Raw genomic sequence first — 19,527 nt, 5'->3', positions numbered from 1 at the left:
TGCGACGTAGGCTGTGTATCCGACTCCCAAGTCGGCGGGGCGACGGCGAAAGGTGTTGGCACAGTGAAGGTGACAGTAATGGGGGCCAGTGGCCTCATCGGAACCCTACTGGTTGACCTCTTGACTCGGGAGGGCGAGGACGTGGTCGCGGCGTCACGCCGTTCCGGTGCCGATGTCTGCAGTGGCGCGGGCCTCGCCAAGGCGCTCGCGGGCGCCGACGCCCTGGTCGACGTCACCAACTCGCCGTCCTTCGAGGACAGCGAAGTGATGGATTTCTTCGTCGCATCGACCACCAATCTGGTGGCCGCGGCCCGGGCGGCCGGGGTGGGCCACTACGTCGCACTGTCGATCGTGGGAGTCGACGAGTTGCCGGACAGTGGCTACATGCGCGCCAAGGTCGCTCAGGAGCGGATCATTGCCTCGTCGGGGCTGCCCTACACGATCGTGCGGGCCACGCAGTTCCGTGAGTTCGCGCAGGCGATCGTCGAGTCGATGGTGGTCGAGGCCGCCACGGATGAGGGTGACGAGCATGATGTGCGGGTGCCGGACGCGCTGATTCAGCCGATCGCGGCCGACGAAGTGGCGGCCTTCCTCGCTGAGGTCGCGATAGAGCCACCGCGTAACCACGTGGTCAACATCGGCGGGCCCGAGAAGATCCCGTTCTCCCGGCTGGCTCGCGAGGTACTGGCCATCCATCACGACGATCAGCGGGTGGTGGTCGATCCGCGGGCGAAGTACTTCGGTACGACGCTGAAGAAGGACAGCCTGGTCACCGGGGACGGGGCGATGATCGCCTCGATTCCCTTCTGACCGGCGTCACGCCAGCAGCGGCGCCAATTGGGTTGCGTAGTCCTGCAATACCGGAATCTGGCGGTGCAGTAGCTGATCCTGTTCGGCCCGGCCGGACATCGCCACCGCGGCCACCAAGGTCGCGGTGGTGGACCGGACCGGTACCGCAACACACGCGAAGTCGGGCCGCAGCTCACCGGTCTGGGCCGCGTACCCGCGCTCCCGGACCTCGGTGAGTTGTTCGGCCAGAGCCGATTTCGAGGTGACGGTGCGGTCGGTCAGCGCGGCCGGCGCGGGTCCGAGCAGCGCGTCGGCATCGCGCTTCTCAGCGAGCAACAGCTTGCCGACCGCACTGGCATGCAGGTTCCGGTTCAGCACCGACTCGTCTGCCGGCGGCGGGTACTCGCCGTCGGCGTCTGCCAGGCGCACCGAGGTGTTGGTGAAGTAGAACAGGTGTACCCCGAACCGCACCGACAGCCTCAGCTCGCCCAGCGTCTCGCGGGCCTTGGTGCACACGGCGGGGGAGACAGCGGCGTCGATCAGCAGGCCCATCCGCGGGCCCAGTGCGAACCCCGACAGGTCCGGCAGACGCACGATATAGCCATCGGCGACAAGGAGATTCAGCAGCCGGTAGGTCGTGGCGGACGGCATGGACAGGTGCTCGGCGATGTCCTTGGCGGTGACGCCGGTGCCGGCCAGCGCGACCGCCTCGAGCACCTGCAGCGCGCTCTGTACGGCCTTGGGCTGACGGCCCGACAGCGCGCCGTCGGCGGGGCTCATCGGCGCACCTCCCACGGGTTGTAGTCGGCGAACACGTCGCCGGCGATGGTCTCGTCGAACACCCCGACCCGGTCGGCCAGATCGGGCACCCGACGGCGGCGTGCCAGGAATGCCGCCAGACCCGCTGCCAGCAGTACGGAGTAGACCGCGGTGGCGATCCACACCGGCGACGCCACCGTCAGCGCCGCCCAGACGATGATGGCGATCATGGTGGCGGCGGTGGCCAGTCCGACGATCAGCGGGACGGTGGTGAGCTCGCCGATCCGGCGCAGAAATGCCGGAGTGGCAAGGCACACCAGCAGATACGCCACGATGTAGCCGTGCGCCGACACCGCCAGCAGCCCGACGAGGACGTCGCGGCTGGAGTCCGCGGCGAACAGGTAGCCGACCGGCACCGCGACGATCACCGGCACCGCGACGCTGAGTGCGACGTGCGGCGTGCGGTACCGCCGGTGGGCATGGCCCATGGTGTCCGGCAGGAGACCCTCGCGTCCCATCGCGAACAGCGTCCGCGACAACGCGGTGGTGGAACCGATCACGCACGCGATCCAGGACGCGGTGATGCCGATCTCCATGGCGACGGAGAGCGCTCCGGCCAGGGTGTCCGCCGAGTCCGGCAGGGAGAGCACGATGGGTGTCGACCCGGTCCGGGTCTGGATGGAGCCGGTGGCCTGCAGGACGGCGGCGAAGGTGTACAGCGCACCGAGCGCCAGCGGCGTCCAGCGGATGGCGCGGGTCACGGTGACGAACGGGCGCTGGGCCTCGCGAGCCACGGTACTGGCGCTCTCGAACCCGACATACGAGGTGATGGCGAGCAGGATGGCGAAGCCCAGGGCTGAATGTGGCGCATCGGCAACCGTTTTCGATGATGCGGCGCTGCCGGTGACGGCTCCGCCGAAGGCGATCATCAGGACTACGCCGGCCACCACGATGGCGAACAATTCGACGGCCAGCGAGATGCGCGCCGACAATCGGATGCCCCGCACCATGAGGATCAGTGCGGCGCCGCCGACCAGTACGGTCAGGCCGGCGATGACGGGCTTGCCGGCCGGTACCCCCACCCGGCCCAGTAGCACCGCCATGTAACTGGCCGCGCCGAGCGCGCTGGCCATCGCCGCCGCTGCGTAGCCGATGACCAGCGACCAGCCGGCCGCGATGCCGGGCACCGGGCCGAGGCCCTTGACGGTGTAGCTGTACAGCCCGCTGACCGCGACCATCCGGGTGGAGAACTGGGTGATGCAGTAGCCGACCGCGGTCATCATGAGGGCGGTCAGGATGAACACCGCGATCGTGAGGTGCCCGGCCGCCGGTAGGACCAGCGCCGGCAGGGTGACCATCACCGCCGACGGGGCCACCGCCGACACCGACTGCCCGAGAACCTGGGTGAAGGTCAGCTGTGCGCGCTGAAGCCCGGCGACCGGCGAGCGGCTCCGGATGGTGCGGGTGGGGCCCATTTGTCGGAAGGTAGCCGATCGCCGCCGACGCCGACAGCGTTGTCGGGTAAACATCCAAAATCTTCAAATGAGAATCTGCGCCGGGTCCAGCCCCGGGGGAGCCCACTCGTAGCCCCCAAATCTGCCCGAGCTGCGATTATCAACCGGCCCGAATGAGAATGGTGAAGCCATTTCAAATGAGAATCCGAATAGCCGAAATACCCATTCGGAATTAGTGGTGACGCGCACCACATCGAGGCGTAAACATGATTTCCATGACAGCCACGCTCAGCGCCGATCTGGACCCGCGGACCGCCGATTTCATTTCCCGTCCGCGGCAGATGTACGTCGACGGTCAGTGGGTCGAGTCGGTCTCCGGCCGGCGGTTCGACACCGTCGACCCCGCGACCGAGCAGGTCATCACGACGGTCCCGCACAGCGGCCCCGAGGACGTCGAGCGCGCGGTGCGGGCGGCGCGGCGAGCGTTCGAGGACGGCCCCTGGCCGACGATGACGCCGGCCGAACGCCAGCGGATGATCTGGCGGATCGCCGAGGGCATCACCGCCCGGGCCGACCAGTTCGCGGAGCTGGAGAGCATCGACAACGGCAAGTCCGTCGCCGTCGCCAAAGCCGTCGACGTGACCTGGGCTGCGGAGATCTTCTACTACTACGCGGGCTGGGCCACCAAGATCGAGGGCCGCACCGTCCCGGTGTCGGTCCCGTGGGCTCCGGGCGGCAAGTTCCACGCCTTCACGCTGCGTGAACCCGTCGGCGTCTGCGCCCAGATCACCCCGTGGAACTTCCCGCTGGTCATGGCCGCGTTCAAAGTCGCACCGGCCCTGGCCTGCGGGAACACTGTCATCCTCAAGCCTGCCGAGCAGACCCCGCTGACCGCGCTGCTGCTCGCGGAGGTGATCGCCGAGGCCGGGGTCCCGGCCGGGGTGTTCAACCTGCTGACCGGCTTCGGTGACGTCGGCGCCGCCCTGTCCGCCCACAACGGCGTCGACAAGGTCGCCTTCACCGGATCGACCGAGGTCGGCAAGAAGATCGTCAACGCCGCCTCCGGCAACCTCAAGAAGGTCTCGCTGGAACTGGGCGGCAAGAGCCCGCAGGTGGTCTTCGCCGACGCCGATCTCGAGGCCGCGATTCCCGGCGTGGCCGGCGGATTCCTGTTCAACCACGGCCAGACCTGCACCGCGGGCACCCGGCTGCTGGTCGAGGACACCATCTTCGACGAGTTCACCCAGGGTGTCGCCGAGCACGCCGCCGGTCTGCGGATCGGGCCCGGCCTGGACCCCGCCAACGACATCGGGCCGCTGGTCTCGCGTGAGCAGCTCACCAAGGTCACCGGCTATCTCGGCGACGGCATCGCGCAGGGTGCGCGCGCCCTGGCCGGCGGTGGCCGCCATGGCGACACCGGCTTCTACGTGCAGCCCACGCTGCTGGTCGACGTGAATCGCGACTTCAACGTCTACCAGGAAGAGATCTTCGGGCCGGTCGCCGTGGCCGTGCCGTTCAACCGCGACCGCGGGGTGCGGGAGGCGGCCAACGACACGCCCTACGGCCTGGCGGCCAGCGTGTGGACCCGCGACGTGTCGACCGCACACCGGGTGGCGCAGCAGATCAAGGCCGGCACCGTGTGGGTCAACTGCCACAACGCGTTCGACACCGCCCTGCCATTCGGCGGATACAAACAGTCGGGCTGGGGTCGTGAACTCGGCGAGGGCGCCATCGCCGAATACACCCAGACGAAAGCCATCAACATCGCGCTGTGAATTCTCCGCTCAAATGAGAATTCGCCGAACCGGTAATTCTCATTTGAACTCACCGAAGCCTTACCGCACCGCAACCAATTCATATTCAATTCCAGCGAAGGTGCTGTCATGACAACTGACGCAGTTCTCGATGCCGGTCGAAGCACCGGCGTTCAGCCGAACCGATTGACGGGCCGGCTCGGCCCGGTGGCGATCGTGTTCATGGTCGTCGCCGCGGCCGCGCCGCTGACCGTCGTCGCCGGCACCTTCCCGATCGGTATCTCCGCCGGCAACGGGGCGGCCTACCCGGCGTCGTACGTGGTGTGCACCGCGGTCCTGCTGCTGTTCGCGGTCGGCTTCACCGCCATGGCCCGGCACATCACGGGCGCCGGCGCGTTCTATACCTACATCGCGCACGGCTTCGGCAGGCATGCCGGCCTCGGCGCCGCGTTCCTGGCGCTGCTGTCCTACACCGCCGTTCAGGTCGGTGTGTACGGCTACATCGGCGCGTCCATGAACGAGCTCATCACCGCACACGGCGGACCGTCGGTGCCCTGGTACCTCTATGCCCTGGTGATGATGGCGGTCACCGGGTTCCTCGGCTACCGGCACATCGAACTGTCGGGCAAGGTGCTGGGCGTCCTGTTGGTGTGCGAGGTCGGCATCGTCCTGGTGATCAACGCCGCCGTCATCGGACATGGCGGCGCCCAAGGACTTTCGGCGGCGGTGCTGCACCCCGACAACTTCTTCTCCGGCGCCCCGGGCATCGCGCTGATCTTCGCGCTGGCCGGCTACATCGGTTTCGAGGCCACTGCCGTGTTCCGCGACGAGGCCCGCGATCCGGTGCGCACCATCCCGCGGGCGACGTACGCCGCGCTGCTGCTGATCGGTGGCTTCTACGCGCTGAGCAGTTGGGCGCTGGTCAGCGCCTGGGGTGACTCCGGTGCGGTGGACGAGGCGACGAAGAACCCCGCGACCATGCTCACCGAGACCGCGACGCACTACGTCGGCACGGTGGCCGGTGACCTGGTCCAGATCTTCTTGATCACCAGCCTTTTCGCGGCACTGCTGTCCTTCCACAACGTGCTGGCCCGCTACATCTTCTCCCTCGGCAACACCCGGGCACTGCCCGAACGGTGCGGCCGGTCGCACCCGCGCCACGACTCCCCGCACATCGCCTCGTTCGCCCAGACGCTCTCGGCGCTGGTGCTGGTCGCGGCGTCGGTCCTCGCCGGGCTGGAGCCGGTGACGCAGGTGTTCACCTGGTTCGTCGGCGCCGCCTCGGTGGGCATCGTGGTGCTGATGACGCTGACGTCCGCGGCCGTCGTCGTCTTCTTCCGCCGGACCCGCCTCGATACCCGGCCGTGGCACACCGTCATCGCACCGAGCCTCGGATTTGTCGGGCTCGCGGCGCTGTCGGTGATGACCGCGGTGAACCTGCCGCTGCTGGTCGGCGGCTCCGGCACGATGGCCGCCATCCTCGGCGTCCTGCTGGTCGGCGCCTTCGTCGGCGGCATCGTGGTCGCGCTGATGCGGCCACGCGCTGGAGCGGGGCAGAACGAAAACCCTGATATCGCAAAGGAGATCGCACGATGACCGCCACCCTGGACAAGCCTGGCGCCCAGTCCGACACCACCACCCCTGACCACCCGCTCACTCCGCTGAGTGCCGACGAAATCCGCGAGGTACGTCGCATCGTCGGCGCACATGGCCTGCTCGGTGAGAGCGTCCGCTTCGTCTACGCCGCGCTGGAGGAACCCCACAAGGACGTGGTGCTGGCGTTCCGGCCCGGTGATCCGATCGAGCGACGGGCCCGAATCATGTTGCTGGACCGGGCAATCGGCAAGGGTACCGACGCGATCGTGTCGATCACCGACAACGCGGTGGTCTACGAGCACACCGTCGACCCCGTCACCGAAGGGCAGGTGCCGATCCTCGACGAGGAATTCGGCGACATCGAGGCGATGCTGCTGGCCTGCGACGAGTGGGTCGCCGCGATCAGCAAGCGCGACCTGGACCCCGAGAAGGTGCGCGCAGTTCCGTTGTCGGCCGGCGCATTCGGCCATGCGGACGAGGTCGGCAAGCGCGTCGTGCGGGTGCTCGGCTTCTACCAGTACGACGACGCCGACCTGCCCTGGGGACATCCCATCGACGGGCTGCTGGCCACCATCGACGTGACGGCCAAGCACGTCTTGTCGGTCAACGATCACGATGACCTGCCGGTGCCGAGCGAGCGCTCCGAGTGGGACGCCGAGCCGCACCTGACGCCCACCCGCACCGATCTCAAGCCCATCGAGATCACCCAGCCCGAAGGTCCCAGCTTCACCGTCGACGGCAACAAGATCACCTGGGCCGACTGGTCTTTCCGGTTCGGCTTCGACATCCGCGAAGGCCTGACCCTGCACCAGCTGTCGATCAAGGACGGCGATAACGAGCGGCCCCTGATCTACCGGGCGTCGGTCGCCGAGATGGTGGTGCCGTACGCCCATCCGTCACCGTCCCGCTACTGGATCAACTACTTCGACCAGGGCGAGTACATGTTCGGCCGCTACACCAATTCCCTTGAACTGGGCTGTGATTGCCTCGGCGAGATCAAGTACTTCGACGTCACCATCGCCGACGAGAACTGCGAACCCCGGGTGATCAAGAACGCGATCTGCCTGCACGAGGAGGACTATGGCGTGCTGTGGAAGCACGTCGACATCTTCAACGGCATGGCCGAGGTCCGCCGGCAGCGCCGCCTGGTCATCTCCTTCTTCCTGACCATCGGCAACTACGACTACGGCTTCTTCTGGTACCTGTACCTTGACGGCACCGTGCAGCTGGAGGTCAAGGCGACCGGCGTCGTGTTCGCCTCCGCCTACCGCGCGCCGGACCCGTTCGCCTCGGAACTTGCTCCCGGCCTCGGTGCCCCGTTCCACCAGCACCTGTTCTCGGCGCGACTGGACATGTCCGTCGACGGGCACGCCAACACCGTCGAGGAGGTCGACGCCGTCGCCGCCCCGATGGGCCCGGATAACCCGTGGGGCAACGGATTCGTGCAGCAGAAGACCAAGCTGACCCATGAGCTGGAGGCCATGCGCATGGCCGACAACCTGAAGGCGCGGGTCTGGCACATCACCAATCCCAACAAGCAGAACCGGTTGGGCCAGAATGTCGGCTACGCGCTGTATCCCGAGGGGCAGCCCACCCTGCTGGCCGACCCGTCGAGCTCGGTCGCCAAGCGCGCGGCATTCACCACCAAGCACCTGTGGGTGACGAAATACGATCCGGCGGAACGGTATCCGGCGGGCCACATCGTCAACCAGCACCCGGGCGGGGACGGGCTGCCGCGGTTCGTCGCGCAGGACCGAAACATCGAGAACGACGACGTCGTGCTGTGGCACACCTTCGGGCTGACGCACTTCCCGCGGCCCGAGGACTGGCCGATGATGCCGGTCGACTACGCGGGGTTCACCCTCAAGCCGGTCAGCTTCTTCGACCGCAACCCGGCGCTGAATGTGCCTGCGGGCAAGAAGAAGTCGCACTGCTGCAACGGCTGAGCGGACGATAGGCCGCCGGGCCTGGTCACCCCCGAAGACCAGGCCCGGCTTTCCGCTGTCCGGGCGGGCTCAGCGGTTGGACAGCCCGGACAGCCGCCACGCCAGCTGATTGCGCACGGCGGGGAGCCGGCCGACCAGCCCGATCGCCAGGTTCCGGATGGGACGGACCGGCGCGGGCAGGGTGGCCAGCCGGGTCAGTCGGTCGGTGAGTGCCACGACTTGCTGGGCCAACGGGCGCCTGGCCGCGCTGTATTCGTCGAGCACCGCATCGCGCCCCGTCGCCAAAACCGTTGCCAGGGAATCGCTCAACGCGATGGCGTCCTGAATGCCCAGATTCATGCCCTGGCCGCCGGCGGGGCTGTGTACGTGCGCGGCGTCCCCGGCGAGCAGCACCCGCCCGGCGCGATAGCTGTCGGCGACCCGGTGGTGGACCCGGAACCGCGATCCCCATTCGACGTCGGTCACCGTCACCCGGCCCGGCCCGAAAGCGCGGGTGTCGAGCAGTTCCTGGACGAAAGCGGCGGACGGCTCTTCGGGCGCCGCGTCGACGGAGGCGACGATCCGGTAGGTGCCGCCGGGCAGGGGAGCGACGACCGTGAGTCCGGTGGCCGCCCAGAAGAGGATCACCTCGTCGTCGGTGACGTCGCCGGCCAGACGGACGTCGGCCAGGGCGAACGACTGCCCGTACTGCCCGCCGCTGAACCCGATCCCGGCCTGCTCCCGGACGACGCTGTGCATGCCGTCGGCGCCGACCAGATGCCGCGCGCGGATCGTCTCGCCGTCATCGAACTGCGCGGTGACGCCGTCGGCGTCCTGGGTGACGCCGGTCAGGGTCTTGGGCCGGACGACCTTGCCGCCGAGTTCGGCCAGGCGGTCCAGCAGCACCCGCTCGGTGGTGCACTGCGGCACCATCAGGCTGTACGGATAGCGCGTCGGCAGCGCGCTGAAGTCGACCGGGATCAGGGTCTTGTGGCCATCGCGGATCGTGAACCGCGGCGCCTGAATACCCAGCTCAACCAGGCGCTCAGACACTTTCAACTCCTCGAGCACCTCCAGCGTGCGGGCATTGACCACTGCCGCACGCGAGGTGTTGGCGCCCTCCGCCAGACGGTCGACGACGACGGTGTCGACGTCGCGGGCCTGTAGTGCGGCGGCGAGGGCCAGTCCGGTGGGGCCGGCTCCGACGATCAGCACATCGGTGTCAGTCATCTGCGTCTCCTTCGACGTATGCCAACAGTTGTTGGCATAACCATGGTGGCGCGCCGCGATGTCAAAGTCAACAGTTGTTGGCATACACTTGTTGGCATGCGTAGATCGTCGGAAGAGACCAAGGCGGTGATCCTGGCCGCGGCCCGGGAGCGATTCGCGACGACTGGTTATCAGGCGGCGACCATCAGGGCCATTGCCGCGGACGCGCACATCGATCCGTCGATGGTGATGCGGTACTTCGGCAACAAGGATCAATTGTTCGCCGCCGCAGCCGAATTCGACCTGCGGTTCCCCGACCTGTCGGACGTCCCGCGGGCTGAACTCGGCGCCGCGCTGGTGGCGCATTTCCTCGGCCGCTGGACTCAGGACGACGGGCTGATCGTGCTGCTGCGCTCGTCGACCACGAATGCCGAAGCGGCGCAACGAATGCAGGCCATTTTCGCCGAGCAATTGGGGCCCGCGATCGCGCGGCTGAATCCCACCGACCCGGCACGGTGTGCCGGGTTGATCGCCACGCAGGTGCTCGGCATGGCGATGTGCCGGTTCGTCCTGAAGCTGCCGCCCATCGTCGCGATGAGCGACGGCGACCTCGTCCACTGGCTCGCGCCGACGCTGCAGCGCTACCTCGACGAGGCGTGATCAGCTGCCGGGGACGCCGATCCGCCGGTACCGCTGCAGCCGAACCCCGAGCCGTTGCGCTGCGGGCACGGTGTGCAACGCGTGCAGCTCGGCGGCGATGGCGGACGACATCCGCTCGGTGAACCCGACCGGATCGTCAGCGGCGTCGGGATTCTCGGGCACGATCACGTCGACGATCCCGGCCTTCAGCAGATCCAGGGACCGGACACCTTGGGCGGCAGCAAGTTCCGGGGCATGGTCGACGTCACGGTAGACGATGGCGCTGGCGCCTTCGGGTGGCAACGGCGCCAGCCAGCCGTGCTGCGCGGCGAGCACCCGGTCTGCCGGGACCATGGCCAGCGCCGGCCCGCCGCTGCCCTGACCCAGCAGTACCGACACCGTCGGGGTGTCGAGCGTGACGAGTTCGGCAAGGCACAGCGCGATCTCCCCGGCCAGTCCGTCCTCCTCGGCCTGCTGCGACAGCGCGGGCCCGGCGGTGTCGATCACCAGCACCAGCGGCAGCTGCAAGCCGGCCGCCAGCGCCATGCCGCGCCGCGCCTCCCGCAACGCGCGCGGCCCGACCAGGCCGCCGATCACCCGGCGCTGGCCGACCACCACCGCGGGCTGCCCGCCGAAGCGGGCCAGCGCCAGCAGCGTCGTCCCCGATTCGCCGCGCCCGGTCCCGGACAACAGCACCCGGTCCGTCGCCCCGTGCGCCAGCAGGTAGTCGACGCCCGGCCGGTCGGCCCGCCGCGACGCCTCCACCGAATCCCACGCCGGGTTGTCCGTGATTTGTGCACGATTTTCCGCGCCCGCCGCGGATTTTCGTGCACAAATCACTGGCTCCGGCGGGTCGGTGACCACCGTCAGTACCCGATCCACGACGCCGCGCAGCTTGTCCAGCGGCACCACGCTGTCGATCACGCCGTGCGCGAACAGGTGCTCGGCGGTCTGCACGCCTTCAGGGAACGGCTCGCCGTACAGGTGCTCGTAGACGCGCGGCCCCAGGAACCCGATCAGGGCGCCCGGTTCGGCGGCCGTGACGTGCCCGAGCGACCCCCACGAGGCGAACACCCCGCCGGTCGTCGGGTGCCGGAGATACACCAGGTACGGCAGATGCGCTTTCTTGTGCAGCTCGACGGCCGCGGCGATCTTCACCATCTGCAGGAACGCGACGGTGCCCTCCTGCATGCGCGTCCCGCCCGACGACGGCGACGCGATGAGCGGCAAGCCGAGCGCAGTCGCGCGCTGCACGGACGCGGTGATCCGCTCGGCCGCGGCCACGCCGATCGAGCCGGCCAGGAAGTCGAATTCGCAGGCCAGCACGGCCACGCGTCGACCGGAGACGGTGCCCTCACCGGTCAGGACGGACTCGTCGAGCCCGGTGCGCAGCGTCGCATCGGCCAGCTCGGCGCGGTACGCGTCGGTGACGGCCACCTGCAGCGGCGGTCCGTCCCAGCTGCGGAACGATCCGTCGTCGAGGATGGCATCGAAGAACTGCCGTGCTCCGGTCCGGCTCACTCGGTCAGGCTAATCGGCTACCGCCCGGCCCCGGTCCACACCTCGTCGTTTCGGACCCGGCGCCTGACCTCGGCGGCCTGGTCCTTGACCCACACGTCTTCGAACCGCTGCCCCTCGGGTTCGCGGCGGAGGCGATTCAGCAGCCGGCTCAGCCACTTCGGCGGAGTGGCGGGCTCGTACTGCGGCAGTCCGCTGGCCAGCGAGTACAGCGTCTTCAGCACCACGAACACCCCGAACATCCGGGCGGGGGAGTTGCTCACTGCGGCGGCGAAGATGCCGAAGATCAGCGCGAGATGCACCACCCCGACCCGCCCGAAGCTCCGGTTGGCGGTCTGCTCGAGCAGACCGAACGACCAGCGGCGCAGGTAAGGCACATCGACGAGGAAATCGATCACGATGATGACGAGCATCTGCACGCAACCGATGCCCGCGCTGCGCCAGTCCAGACCCACCAGCTCGGCGTTTCCGTTGTGCGTGAGGATCAGCAGGATCACCGCGATGAAGACGCCGTGCGCCGCGCAGAAGACCGCGTTGATGAAGAAGAACCCCTTGATGAAGGAACCGGGCTTGCCTTGGGGACCTTTCGACTGCGGCGCTTCGTACCGGAAATGGCCGCGGCGCGGGTTCCACCGCTGCTGCAGGACACCGCGCGCGTAGATGAACAGCAGACCGACGACGGTCTCGAACCAGTAGACGATCAGCGTCGTCGCCGCTGACCAGTCCTGTGAGAACCAGCCCACCGCCGGGATCGCGTTGGCCGCGATCAGCGTCAACGTGTGAGCGATGCGATTCGCCCGGGGCTGGTCGGGCGGGGTAGGCGGCACGGGGCAATCGTTGCACCTGAACACGTGCGTTACTCCGCAACACGGCTCGTGCCTCGCCGCATGATCGTCGTACCGCCTAGGCTGGCCGAATGATCGGAGTGACCCGGGACGGCAATGTCCTGACCCTGGAAATGCAGCGCCCCGAGCGGCGCAACGCGCTGAACGCCGCACTTGTCGACGGCGTGCGCGAAGAAATCGAGAAGGCCTCGCCGGCCGATACCCGCGCGATCGTGCTCACCGGGCAGGGCACCGTGTTCAGCGCGGGCGCCGACCTGTCCGACGCCGAGGGCGTGGCCAGGGAGCTGCCGGACAAGGCGCTGGCCCTGAACCTGGCCATCGACGCCAGCCCGATCCCGGTCATCGCGGCGCTCAACGGCCCGGCCATCGGCGCCGGCGTCATCCTGGCCATGATCTGCGATCTGCGCGTGGCCGTTCCCGGCACCTACTTCCAATTCCCCATCGCCAAATATGGTCTGGCACTGGACAACTGGAGCATCCGCCGGCTGACGTCGCTGGTCGGGCACGGCCGGGCCCGCGCCATGCTGATCGCCGCCGAGCGCCTCGACTTCGACACCGCGGTGCAGACCGGCATGATCAACCGCGTCGGCTCGCTGACTGACGCGCAGACCTGGGCTGCCGAGATCGCCGGCCACGCGCCACTGTCCGTGGCGCACTCCAAGCGTGTGCTCAACGACGACGGTGCCTACGACACCGTCCGCGGCGAGCACACCCGCATGTTCAACAAGGCCTGGGCCAGCCCGGATGTGATCGAGGCCCAGGTGGCCCGGTTCGAGAAGCGGGCGCCGAGGTTCCAGGGCGCCTGATGCTGCGACGGGCACTGCGGCTGATGTGGGGAACGGCGGCGCTGGTAGCCGGTGGCTGGGTGGTGCGGGCGCTCAACGGCACGCCCGCCGCACTCGGTGCCGGCCCTGTGGATATCAACGCGGTGGCGGCCACCTCGCCCAACTATCACGACGGGGTGTTCGTCAACCTCGAACCGGCGTCGGACACGGAGCTGAGCCGGGAACAGCAGTACGCGCTGGTCCGTGACCTCCTCACGGCCGGTGCGACCCAGAAGCCCCCGGTGCCCATCCCGCTGGTGGTGCCCGACCCCGGGCTTCCCGCCGGGGACCTGGCGGTCACCTGGTTCGGGCACTCGTCGGCGCTGATCGAGATCGACGGCTACCGCGTGCTGGCCGATCCCGTGTGGAGTCAACGGTGCTCGCCGTCGCGGACCGTCGGCCCGCAGCGGCTCCACGAGGTGCCCGCGCCGCTGGAGGCGCTGCCGGCGGTCGACGCGGTGATCATCAGCCACGATCACTACGACCACCTCGACATCGACACCGTCACGCAGCTGGCCAGCATGCAGCGGGCCAAGTTCTTCGTGCCGCTGGGCATCGGCGCACACCTGCGCTGGTGGGGCATCCCGGCTGAGCGCATCGTCGAACTGGACTGGAATCAGAGCGCCAAGCTCGGCGAGCTGACGCTGGTGTGCACGCCGGCCCGGCACTTCTCGGGCCGCTTCCTGACCCGCAACACCACCCTGTGGGCGTCGTGGGCGTTGATCGGCCCGCAGCACCGGGCGTTCTTCGGCGGCGACACCGGCTACACCAAGAGCTTCGGCGACATCGGCGCCGACTACGGGCCATTCGACCTGACCCTCATGCCCATCGGTGCCTACCACCCGGGCTGGCCGGACATCCACATGAACCCGGAGTTCGCGGTGCGCGCGCATCGCGACGTCACCGACAGCGGCCTGCTGGTGCCGATCCATTGGGCGACGTTCCGGCTGGCCCCGCACCCGTGGTCCGAGCCGGTCGAGCGCATGATCGTCGCGGCGCGCGACGAATCGGTCGATGTGGCCGTACCCATGCCGGGGCAACGGTTGGAACCGGCACGGCTGCCGGGTCTGGATGAGTGGTGGCGGCCGTCTCTATAGCGATTTGTGCACGATTTTCCGCGCCGGTCGCGGATTTTCGTGCACAAATCACGACTTCGTGGGGGAATGAAGCGTGACTGTCGACGATCCGGAACGCAGCGTCACTACGGATCTCACCGGCCTGTCGGACGCTGACGTCGCACAGCGAGTCGCCGCCGGCCAGACCAACGACGTCCCGACGCGGGCGGCCCGCAGTGTCTCGGAGATCATCCGCGCCAACGTCTTCACCCGGATCAACGCGATCCTCGGGACGCTGTTCCTGATCGTGCTGGCGACGGGCTCGGTGATCAACGGGCTGTTCGGGCTGCTGATCGTCGCCAACAGCGCCATCGGCATCATCCAGGAGTTGCGGGCCAAACAGACCCTGGACCGGCTGGCCATCGTCGGCCAGGCAAAACCGTTGGTGCGCAGGCAGTCCGGCACGCAGGAACGGCCGGCGGGCGAGGTGGTGCTCGACGACGTCATCGAACTCGGCCCCGGCGATCAGATCGTGGTCGACGGAATCGTGCTGGAAGCCGCCAACCTCGAGGTCGACGAGTCGCTGCTCACCGGTGAGGCCGACGCCATCGACAAGAACCCGGGTGACACCGTCATGTCGGGCAGCTTCGTCGTCGCCGGTAGCGGTTCCTACCGCGCCACCAAAGTCGGCCGTGCGGCTTACGCGGCCCAATTGGCCGACGAGGCAAGCAAATTCACCCTGGTCAAGTCCGAGCTGCGCAGTGGCATCAACACCATCCTGCGGTTCATCACCTACCTGCTGTGGCCCGCCGGCGCGCTGATCATCTACACCCAGCTGTTCACCGTCACCGGCGTCGGCTGGCGGGAGTCGGTGCTGCGGACCGTCGGCGCCCTGGTGCCGATGGTGCCCGAAGGCCTGGTGCTGATGACGTCGCTGGCGTTCGCGGTCGGCGTGGTCCGGCTGGGCCGGCGCCAGTGCCTGGTGCAGGAGCTGCCGGCCATCGAGGGCCTGGCCCGTGTCGACGTGGTGTGCGCCGACAAGACCGGGACGCTGACCGAAAACGGTATGCGCGTCAGTGATCTCAGGACGTTCACGACGGACGACGCCGCGTCCGTGCTGGCCCAGATGGCGGCCGACGACGTCCGGCCCAACGCCAGCATGGCCGCGATCGCCGAGGCGTACAAACTGCCGCCGGGGTGGACCCAGACCGCGAACGCGCCGTTCAAATCGGCGACCAAGTGGAGCGGGGTGTCCTACGGCGAGCACGGCAACTGGGTGCTCGGTGCGCCCGACGTCCTGCTTGCCGCCGGTTCACCGGAAGCCGAACAAGCCGAACAGATTGGCGCACAAGGCCTGCGGGTGCTGCTGCTCGGTGCCTCGGACCGCCCCGTCGACGCACCCGATGCACCTGGCGAAGTGACCCCTGCGGCGCTGGTGACCCTGGAGCAGCGCGTCCGCCCCGATGCCGGTGCGACGTTGGAGTACTTTGCGCAGCAACATGTCTCGGTCAAGGTGATCTCCGGCGACAACGCGGTATCGGTGGGCGCGGTGGCCGGTTCGCTCGGGTTGCACGGTGAGACGCTCGATGCCCGTCACCTCCCGGACGAGCCCGAGCAGCTGGCCGAAACCGTCAGCGAATACACCACTTTCGGCCGCGTCCGGCCGGATCAGAAACGCGCCATGGTGCATGCCCTGCAGTCCCGCGGCCACACCGTCGCGATGACCGGCGACGGCGTCAACGACGTGCTGGCCCTCAAGGACGCCGACATCGGCGTCGCGATGGGGTCGGGCAGCTCGGCGACCCGCGCGGTCGCGCAGATCGTCTTGCTGGACAACAAGTTCGCCACCCTGCCGTATGTGGTCGGGGAGGGCCGCCGGGTGATCGGCAACATCGAGCGGGTCTCGAACCTGTTCCTGACCAAGACGGTCTACTCGGTGCTGCTGGCGGTACTCGTAGGTCTGGCAGGCCTGTCCGCCAGGTTCTTCGGTACCGAGCCGGTGCTGTATCCGTTCCAGCCCATCCACGTCACCATCGCGGCCTGGTTCACCATCGGCATTCCGGCTTTCGTGCTGTCGCTGGCGCCGAACAATGAACGGGCGCATCACGGTTTCGTGCGCCGGGTGATGACGGCCGCACTGCCGTCGGGCCTGGTGGTCGGGGCCGCGACGTTCGCCTCGTACCTGCTCGCCTATCACGGGAAGTACGCAGATGTGGTCGAGCAGAACCAGGCGTCCACCGCCGCGCTGATCACGCTGCTGGTGTCCGCGGTGTGGGTGCTGGCGGTGGTGGCCCGGCCGTATCAGTGGTGGCGCGTGGCGCTGGTCGCCGCGTCGGCGTTGGCGTACGTGGTGATTTTTTCGATTCCCTGGGCGCAGCAACAGTTCATGCTCGATCCGTCGAACCTGGCGCTGACCTCGGCCGCGGTCGGAATAGGCCTGGTGGGCGCGGGTGTGATCGAGGTGCTGTGGTGGCTACAGGGCCGCTGGCTGGGCGAGCCTCGTCGGTTGTGGCGAACCGACGAGCAATGAACAATGAGCACGTTCACTGGACAATCCGGCAATAGATAGGGTGAAACCATGGGATTTCTGGACAAGGTGAAGGACCTGGCGGCACAGAACGCCGACAAGGTCGAGGCTGCCATCGAGAAGGTCGGCGACATCGTCGACGAGAAGACCGAGGGCAAGTTCAAGGGCGTCGTCGACGGCGCCCAGGAGGCCGCGAAGAAGGCCGTTGCGGGCGAGCAGCCGGCTGAGGCCGCTGCCGAGCCGCCTGCCGAGGGGACCCAACAGCAGTAGTCATGGCAAAGCTCGCGAGTTCTATCGAAGTACCGCTGTCTCCCGACAAGGCCTGGGAGGCAGCGTCAGACCTGTCCCGGTACGACGACTGGCTGTCCATTCACCGGATGTGGCGCAGCGCGTTGCCCGAGACGTTGGGGAAGGGCACCCAGATCTCGTCCGTCGTCGAGGTCAAGGGCATGCTGAACCGGGTCGACTGGACCATCGTGCATTACAACCCGCCAGGGTCACTGACCCTCAACGGTGTCGGCAAGGGTGGTGTCCGGGTCAAGTTGATGGCCAAGATCACGCCGGCCGGCGACGGCTCGAACGTGGCGTTCGACATCCACCTCGGTGGCCCGGCGTTGTTCGGGCCCATCGGCATGGTGGTGGCGGCCGCGCTGCGGTCCGATATCCACCGGTCGCTGGACAAGTTCAAGGAGCTGTTCGCGTCGGTTTAGACAGCGTCCAGTGTGAAGAAGATGGCGAGAATCTCGACGATTCTCGCCATCTTTTTCGTTTCGAGGAGCAGTGGCAAGCCTTGGTTGGCTGGGCGCTGTCATCCGATCGGGCGAATCATTCTGGGTTTGCTGGCTGTTTGCTCAAGAAGGCTACTCCGTGTGGTTGAAGCTGTGATATACCACTGCTTTGGCGGCAAAATGTGCCTGCTCTGACCGAAAAGCGAGGATCCTGTGACCCATCCATCTTCCAGGCGCATGAAGGTTCGTGAGTTTGCCTCAGTCGAGTGTGGTTACCGCATTGCGCGGATAGCGCCGGCCGTGTTGATCGCGCTGCTGGCAAGTCCGATGGTCGCTGCGCCGGCGCACGCGGACCCGGTGGCGACGGTCAAGGCGCGGACTCAGCGGATGAGTGAGCCGAATCTCGGCTCACATCAGGACGGCTGGTACAACCCTGGTGACCGGGTGACCCTGACGTGCTCCCAGCGCGGACAGCAGGTGAAGGGTTTCTTCAGCTTCAACATCCCCGGTGGGTGGGATAACTTGTGGTACAAGACTTCTGACGGCCACTTCGTCGCTGACGTCGATATCGAAACCGGCACTCTCAAAGATGTGACGGGGGATTGCGGCAACGGTGGCGGTCAGACAAATCCGGCCCCGCCCGCTGCGTCGTCGAACGCCGACGCGGCCCTCGCCTGGGCCAACAGCAAGATCGGCTCGGACGAGTACGACCAGTTGTGCGGCCAATTCGTCGCCAACGCGTACGGTCAGCCCGGTCTCGGCGTCGGAACCGCGTACGCGTTCTACCAGAAGCTGGCCGGTGAGAACAAGATCCATCCGGACGGCGCTGCTGCACCCGCGGGGGCACTGGTCTTCTCGCTTAGCCCGGGGGACAGCCGCGGGCACGTGGACCTGGCCCGCGGCGACGGCACCTTCATCTCCGGTGGTGTGGACCCGAGGTACAAGTTCCTCGCCGGGGGGTACCACACTGTGCAGGTGCTGCCCAGCCCCAATCCGTCGAGAGGCTCGAACGTACTTGGCTGGGCGTACGCGCCCTGGTGATGACCGCGATGAGTTTTGTGCGGGGTGGTGGTCTGTACTGATGACCACCCCGTTACTCATCTAGGGAGAAGCATCATGACCACCCGTACTGCAACCCCGCTCGGCGCTCCGGTCTGGATCGACCTGGCCACCTCGGATGCGGCTGGCGCCCAGGTGTTTTACCGCACGGTGATGGGTTGGGACTACGAAAACCCGGGGCCTGATTACGGCGGCTACATCAACGCCCGGCGCGACGGCCGGTACGTCGGCGGCATGATGGCGAGCGACCCGGCGTGGAACGCTCCCGACGCCTGGACGGTGTACCTGCACACCGCCGACATCCAGGCCACCATCGACGCCGCGGTCGCGGCCGGCGCCACCAACTGCATCCCGGCCATGGAGGTGCCCGAGAAGGGCTGGATGGCCATGCTCACCGACCCGACGGGCGCCTTCTTCGGCCTGTGGCAACCGACCGGTCATCAGGGCTTCGAGGTGTACGAGGAAGCCGGCGCTCCGGCGTGGTTCCAGCTGACCACCACCGACTTCGCCAAGGCCACCGAGTTCTACACGACGGTGTTCGGCTGGCAGCTGCAGGTCGAGGCCGACAGCCCCGAATTCCGTTACAGCAACGCCATCTTCGACGGCGTGCCGCTGATCGGCGTGATGGACGGCTCGGTCATTCCCGGCCTCGAGGGTTCCACGTGGAACTGTTTCCTCGGTAGCGACGACGTCGACAAGACCATCGAACTCATCACCGCCAACGGTGGCTCCGTGGTGCGCGCCGCCGAGGACACCCCGTATGGGCGACTGGCCGCCGTCACCGACCCGACGGGCGCCGCATTCAACCTGGCTTCGATCCAGGGCTGACCGCCCAAAATGAGCTTG

The 19,527-nt window shown here is 67.7% G+C and carries 17 protein-coding genes; 12 read left to right on the top strand and 5 right to left on the bottom strand.

Annotation, left to right across the window (positions count from 1 at the left end; genetic code table 11):
• Nucleotides 1-63 precede the first annotated feature (63 nt).
• On the top strand, nt 64-810 hold the full coding sequence (locus tag AC1U2B_RS12440) for an SDR family oxidoreductase (RefSeq protein ID WP_480217036.1): 747 nt from the start codon (nt 64-66) through the stop codon (nt 808-810).
• A 6-nt stretch (nt 811-816) separates the two neighbouring features.
• Here the strand turns inward: AC1U2B_RS12440 and AC1U2B_RS12435 are convergent, their stop codons facing one another.
• Nucleotides 817-1,569 (bottom strand): IclR family transcriptional regulator, encoded by a 753-nt coding sequence (locus AC1U2B_RS12435; RefSeq protein WP_260933335.1) that lies wholly within the window; start codon nt 1,567-1,569, stop codon nt 817-819.
• The gene (locus tag AC1U2B_RS12430; RefSeq protein WP_480217035.1) at nt 1,566-3,023 is read right to left on the bottom strand and encodes an APC family permease; all 1,458 of its coding nucleotides are present in this window, start codon (nt 3,021-3,023) and stop codon (nt 1,566-1,568) included. The genes AC1U2B_RS12435 and AC1U2B_RS12430 overlap by 4 nt, the downstream gene beginning before the upstream one ends.
• 254 nt (nt 3,024-3,277) lie before the next feature.
• Here AC1U2B_RS12430 and AC1U2B_RS12425 point away from each other — a divergent pair, with 254 nt between their 5' ends.
• From AC1U2B_RS12425 to AC1U2B_RS12415, 3 genes are all read left to right on the top strand, one after another.
• The gene (locus tag AC1U2B_RS12425) at nt 3,278-4,777 is read left to right on the top strand and encodes an aldehyde dehydrogenase family protein (RefSeq protein ID WP_480217034.1); all 1,500 of its coding nucleotides are present in this window, start codon (nt 3,278-3,280) and stop codon (nt 4,775-4,777) included.
• A gap of 108 nt (nt 4,778-4,885) precedes the next feature.
• Entirely contained in the window at nt 4,886-6,352 is a 1,467-nt protein-coding gene (locus AC1U2B_RS12420; protein ID WP_480217033.1) for an APC family permease, read from the top strand.
• A complete protein-coding gene (locus AC1U2B_RS12415) occupies nt 6,349-8,298 on the top strand; it encodes a primary-amine oxidase (protein WP_480217032.1) in 1,950 nt (649 codons plus the stop codon). Before AC1U2B_RS12420 ends, AC1U2B_RS12415 begins: the two co-directional genes overlap by 4 nt.
• A 69-nt stretch (nt 8,299-8,367) precedes the next feature.
• Here the strand turns inward: AC1U2B_RS12415 and AC1U2B_RS12410 are convergent, their stop codons facing one another.
• Entirely contained in the window at nt 8,368-9,507 is a 1,140-nt protein-coding gene (locus AC1U2B_RS12410; protein ID WP_480217031.1) for an FAD-dependent monooxygenase, read from the bottom strand.
• A 96-nt stretch (nt 9,508-9,603) separates the two neighbouring features.
• On the opposite strand from AC1U2B_RS12410, the gene AC1U2B_RS12405 reads away from it, so the two are divergent.
• Nucleotides 9,604-10,146, top strand: a complete 543-nt coding sequence (locus tag AC1U2B_RS12405; protein ID WP_480217030.1) for a TetR/AcrR family transcriptional regulator — start codon at nt 9,604-9,606, stop codon at nt 10,144-10,146.
• Here the strand turns inward: AC1U2B_RS12405 and AC1U2B_RS12400 are convergent, their stop codons facing one another.
• Together AC1U2B_RS12400 and AC1U2B_RS12395 are read right to left on the bottom strand one after the other, a co-directional pair.
• Complete coding sequence (locus AC1U2B_RS12400) at nt 10,147-11,646, bottom strand: carboxyl transferase domain-containing protein (RefSeq protein ID WP_480217029.1); 1,500 nt, start codon at nt 11,644-11,646, stop codon at nt 10,147-10,149.
• Between the two features lie 17 nt (nt 11,647-11,663).
• Complete coding sequence (locus AC1U2B_RS12395) at nt 11,664-12,470, bottom strand: DUF6498-containing protein (protein ID WP_204354867.1); 807 nt, start codon at nt 12,468-12,470, stop codon at nt 11,664-11,666.
• Between the two features lie 89 nt (nt 12,471-12,559).
• Between AC1U2B_RS12395 and AC1U2B_RS12390 the strand changes: the two genes are divergently transcribed.
• From AC1U2B_RS12390 to AC1U2B_RS12360, 7 genes are all read left to right on the top strand, one after another.
• Nucleotides 12,560-13,294, top strand: coding sequence for an enoyl-CoA hydratase (locus AC1U2B_RS12390; protein ID WP_071289404.1), 735 nt, complete (start codon nt 12,560-12,562; stop codon nt 13,292-13,294).
• A complete protein-coding gene (locus AC1U2B_RS12385; protein WP_480217028.1) occupies nt 13,294-14,409 on the top strand; it encodes an MBL fold metallo-hydrolase in 1,116 nt (371 codons plus the stop codon). The genes AC1U2B_RS12390 and AC1U2B_RS12385 overlap by 1 nt, the downstream gene beginning before the upstream one ends.
• Before the next feature lie 73 nt (nt 14,410-14,482).
• Nucleotides 14,483-16,897, top strand: a complete 2,415-nt coding sequence (locus tag AC1U2B_RS12380; protein ID WP_480217027.1) for an HAD-IC family P-type ATPase — start codon at nt 14,483-14,485, stop codon at nt 16,895-16,897.
• Between the two features lie 48 nt (nt 16,898-16,945).
• Nucleotides 16,946-17,164: an antitoxin gene (locus AC1U2B_RS12375; RefSeq protein WP_418003545.1), complete on the top strand. Its 219-nt coding sequence runs from the start codon at nt 16,946-16,948 to the stop codon at nt 17,162-17,164.
• A gap of 2 nt (nt 17,165-17,166) precedes the next feature.
• Nucleotides 17,167-17,604, top strand: coding sequence for a type II toxin-antitoxin system Rv0910 family toxin (locus tag AC1U2B_RS12370; protein WP_480217026.1), 438 nt, complete (start codon nt 17,167-17,169; stop codon nt 17,602-17,604).
• A 318-nt stretch (nt 17,605-17,922) separates the two neighbouring features.
• Nucleotides 17,923-18,663, top strand: coding sequence for a hypothetical protein (locus AC1U2B_RS12365; RefSeq protein ID WP_480217025.1), 741 nt, complete (start codon nt 17,923-17,925; stop codon nt 18,661-18,663).
• Nucleotides 18,664-18,738: 75 nt separating this feature from the next.
• A complete protein-coding gene (locus AC1U2B_RS12360; RefSeq protein WP_480217024.1) occupies nt 18,739-19,509 on the top strand; it encodes a VOC family protein in 771 nt (256 codons plus the stop codon).
• Nucleotides 19,510-19,527: the final 18 nt, after the last annotated feature.

The sequence above is a fragment of the Mycolicibacterium sp. P4_G11 genome (assembly GCF_056555145.1).
Note: the sequence above shows the minus strand (reverse complement) of the source record. Positions and strands in the feature narration are given on the sequence as shown.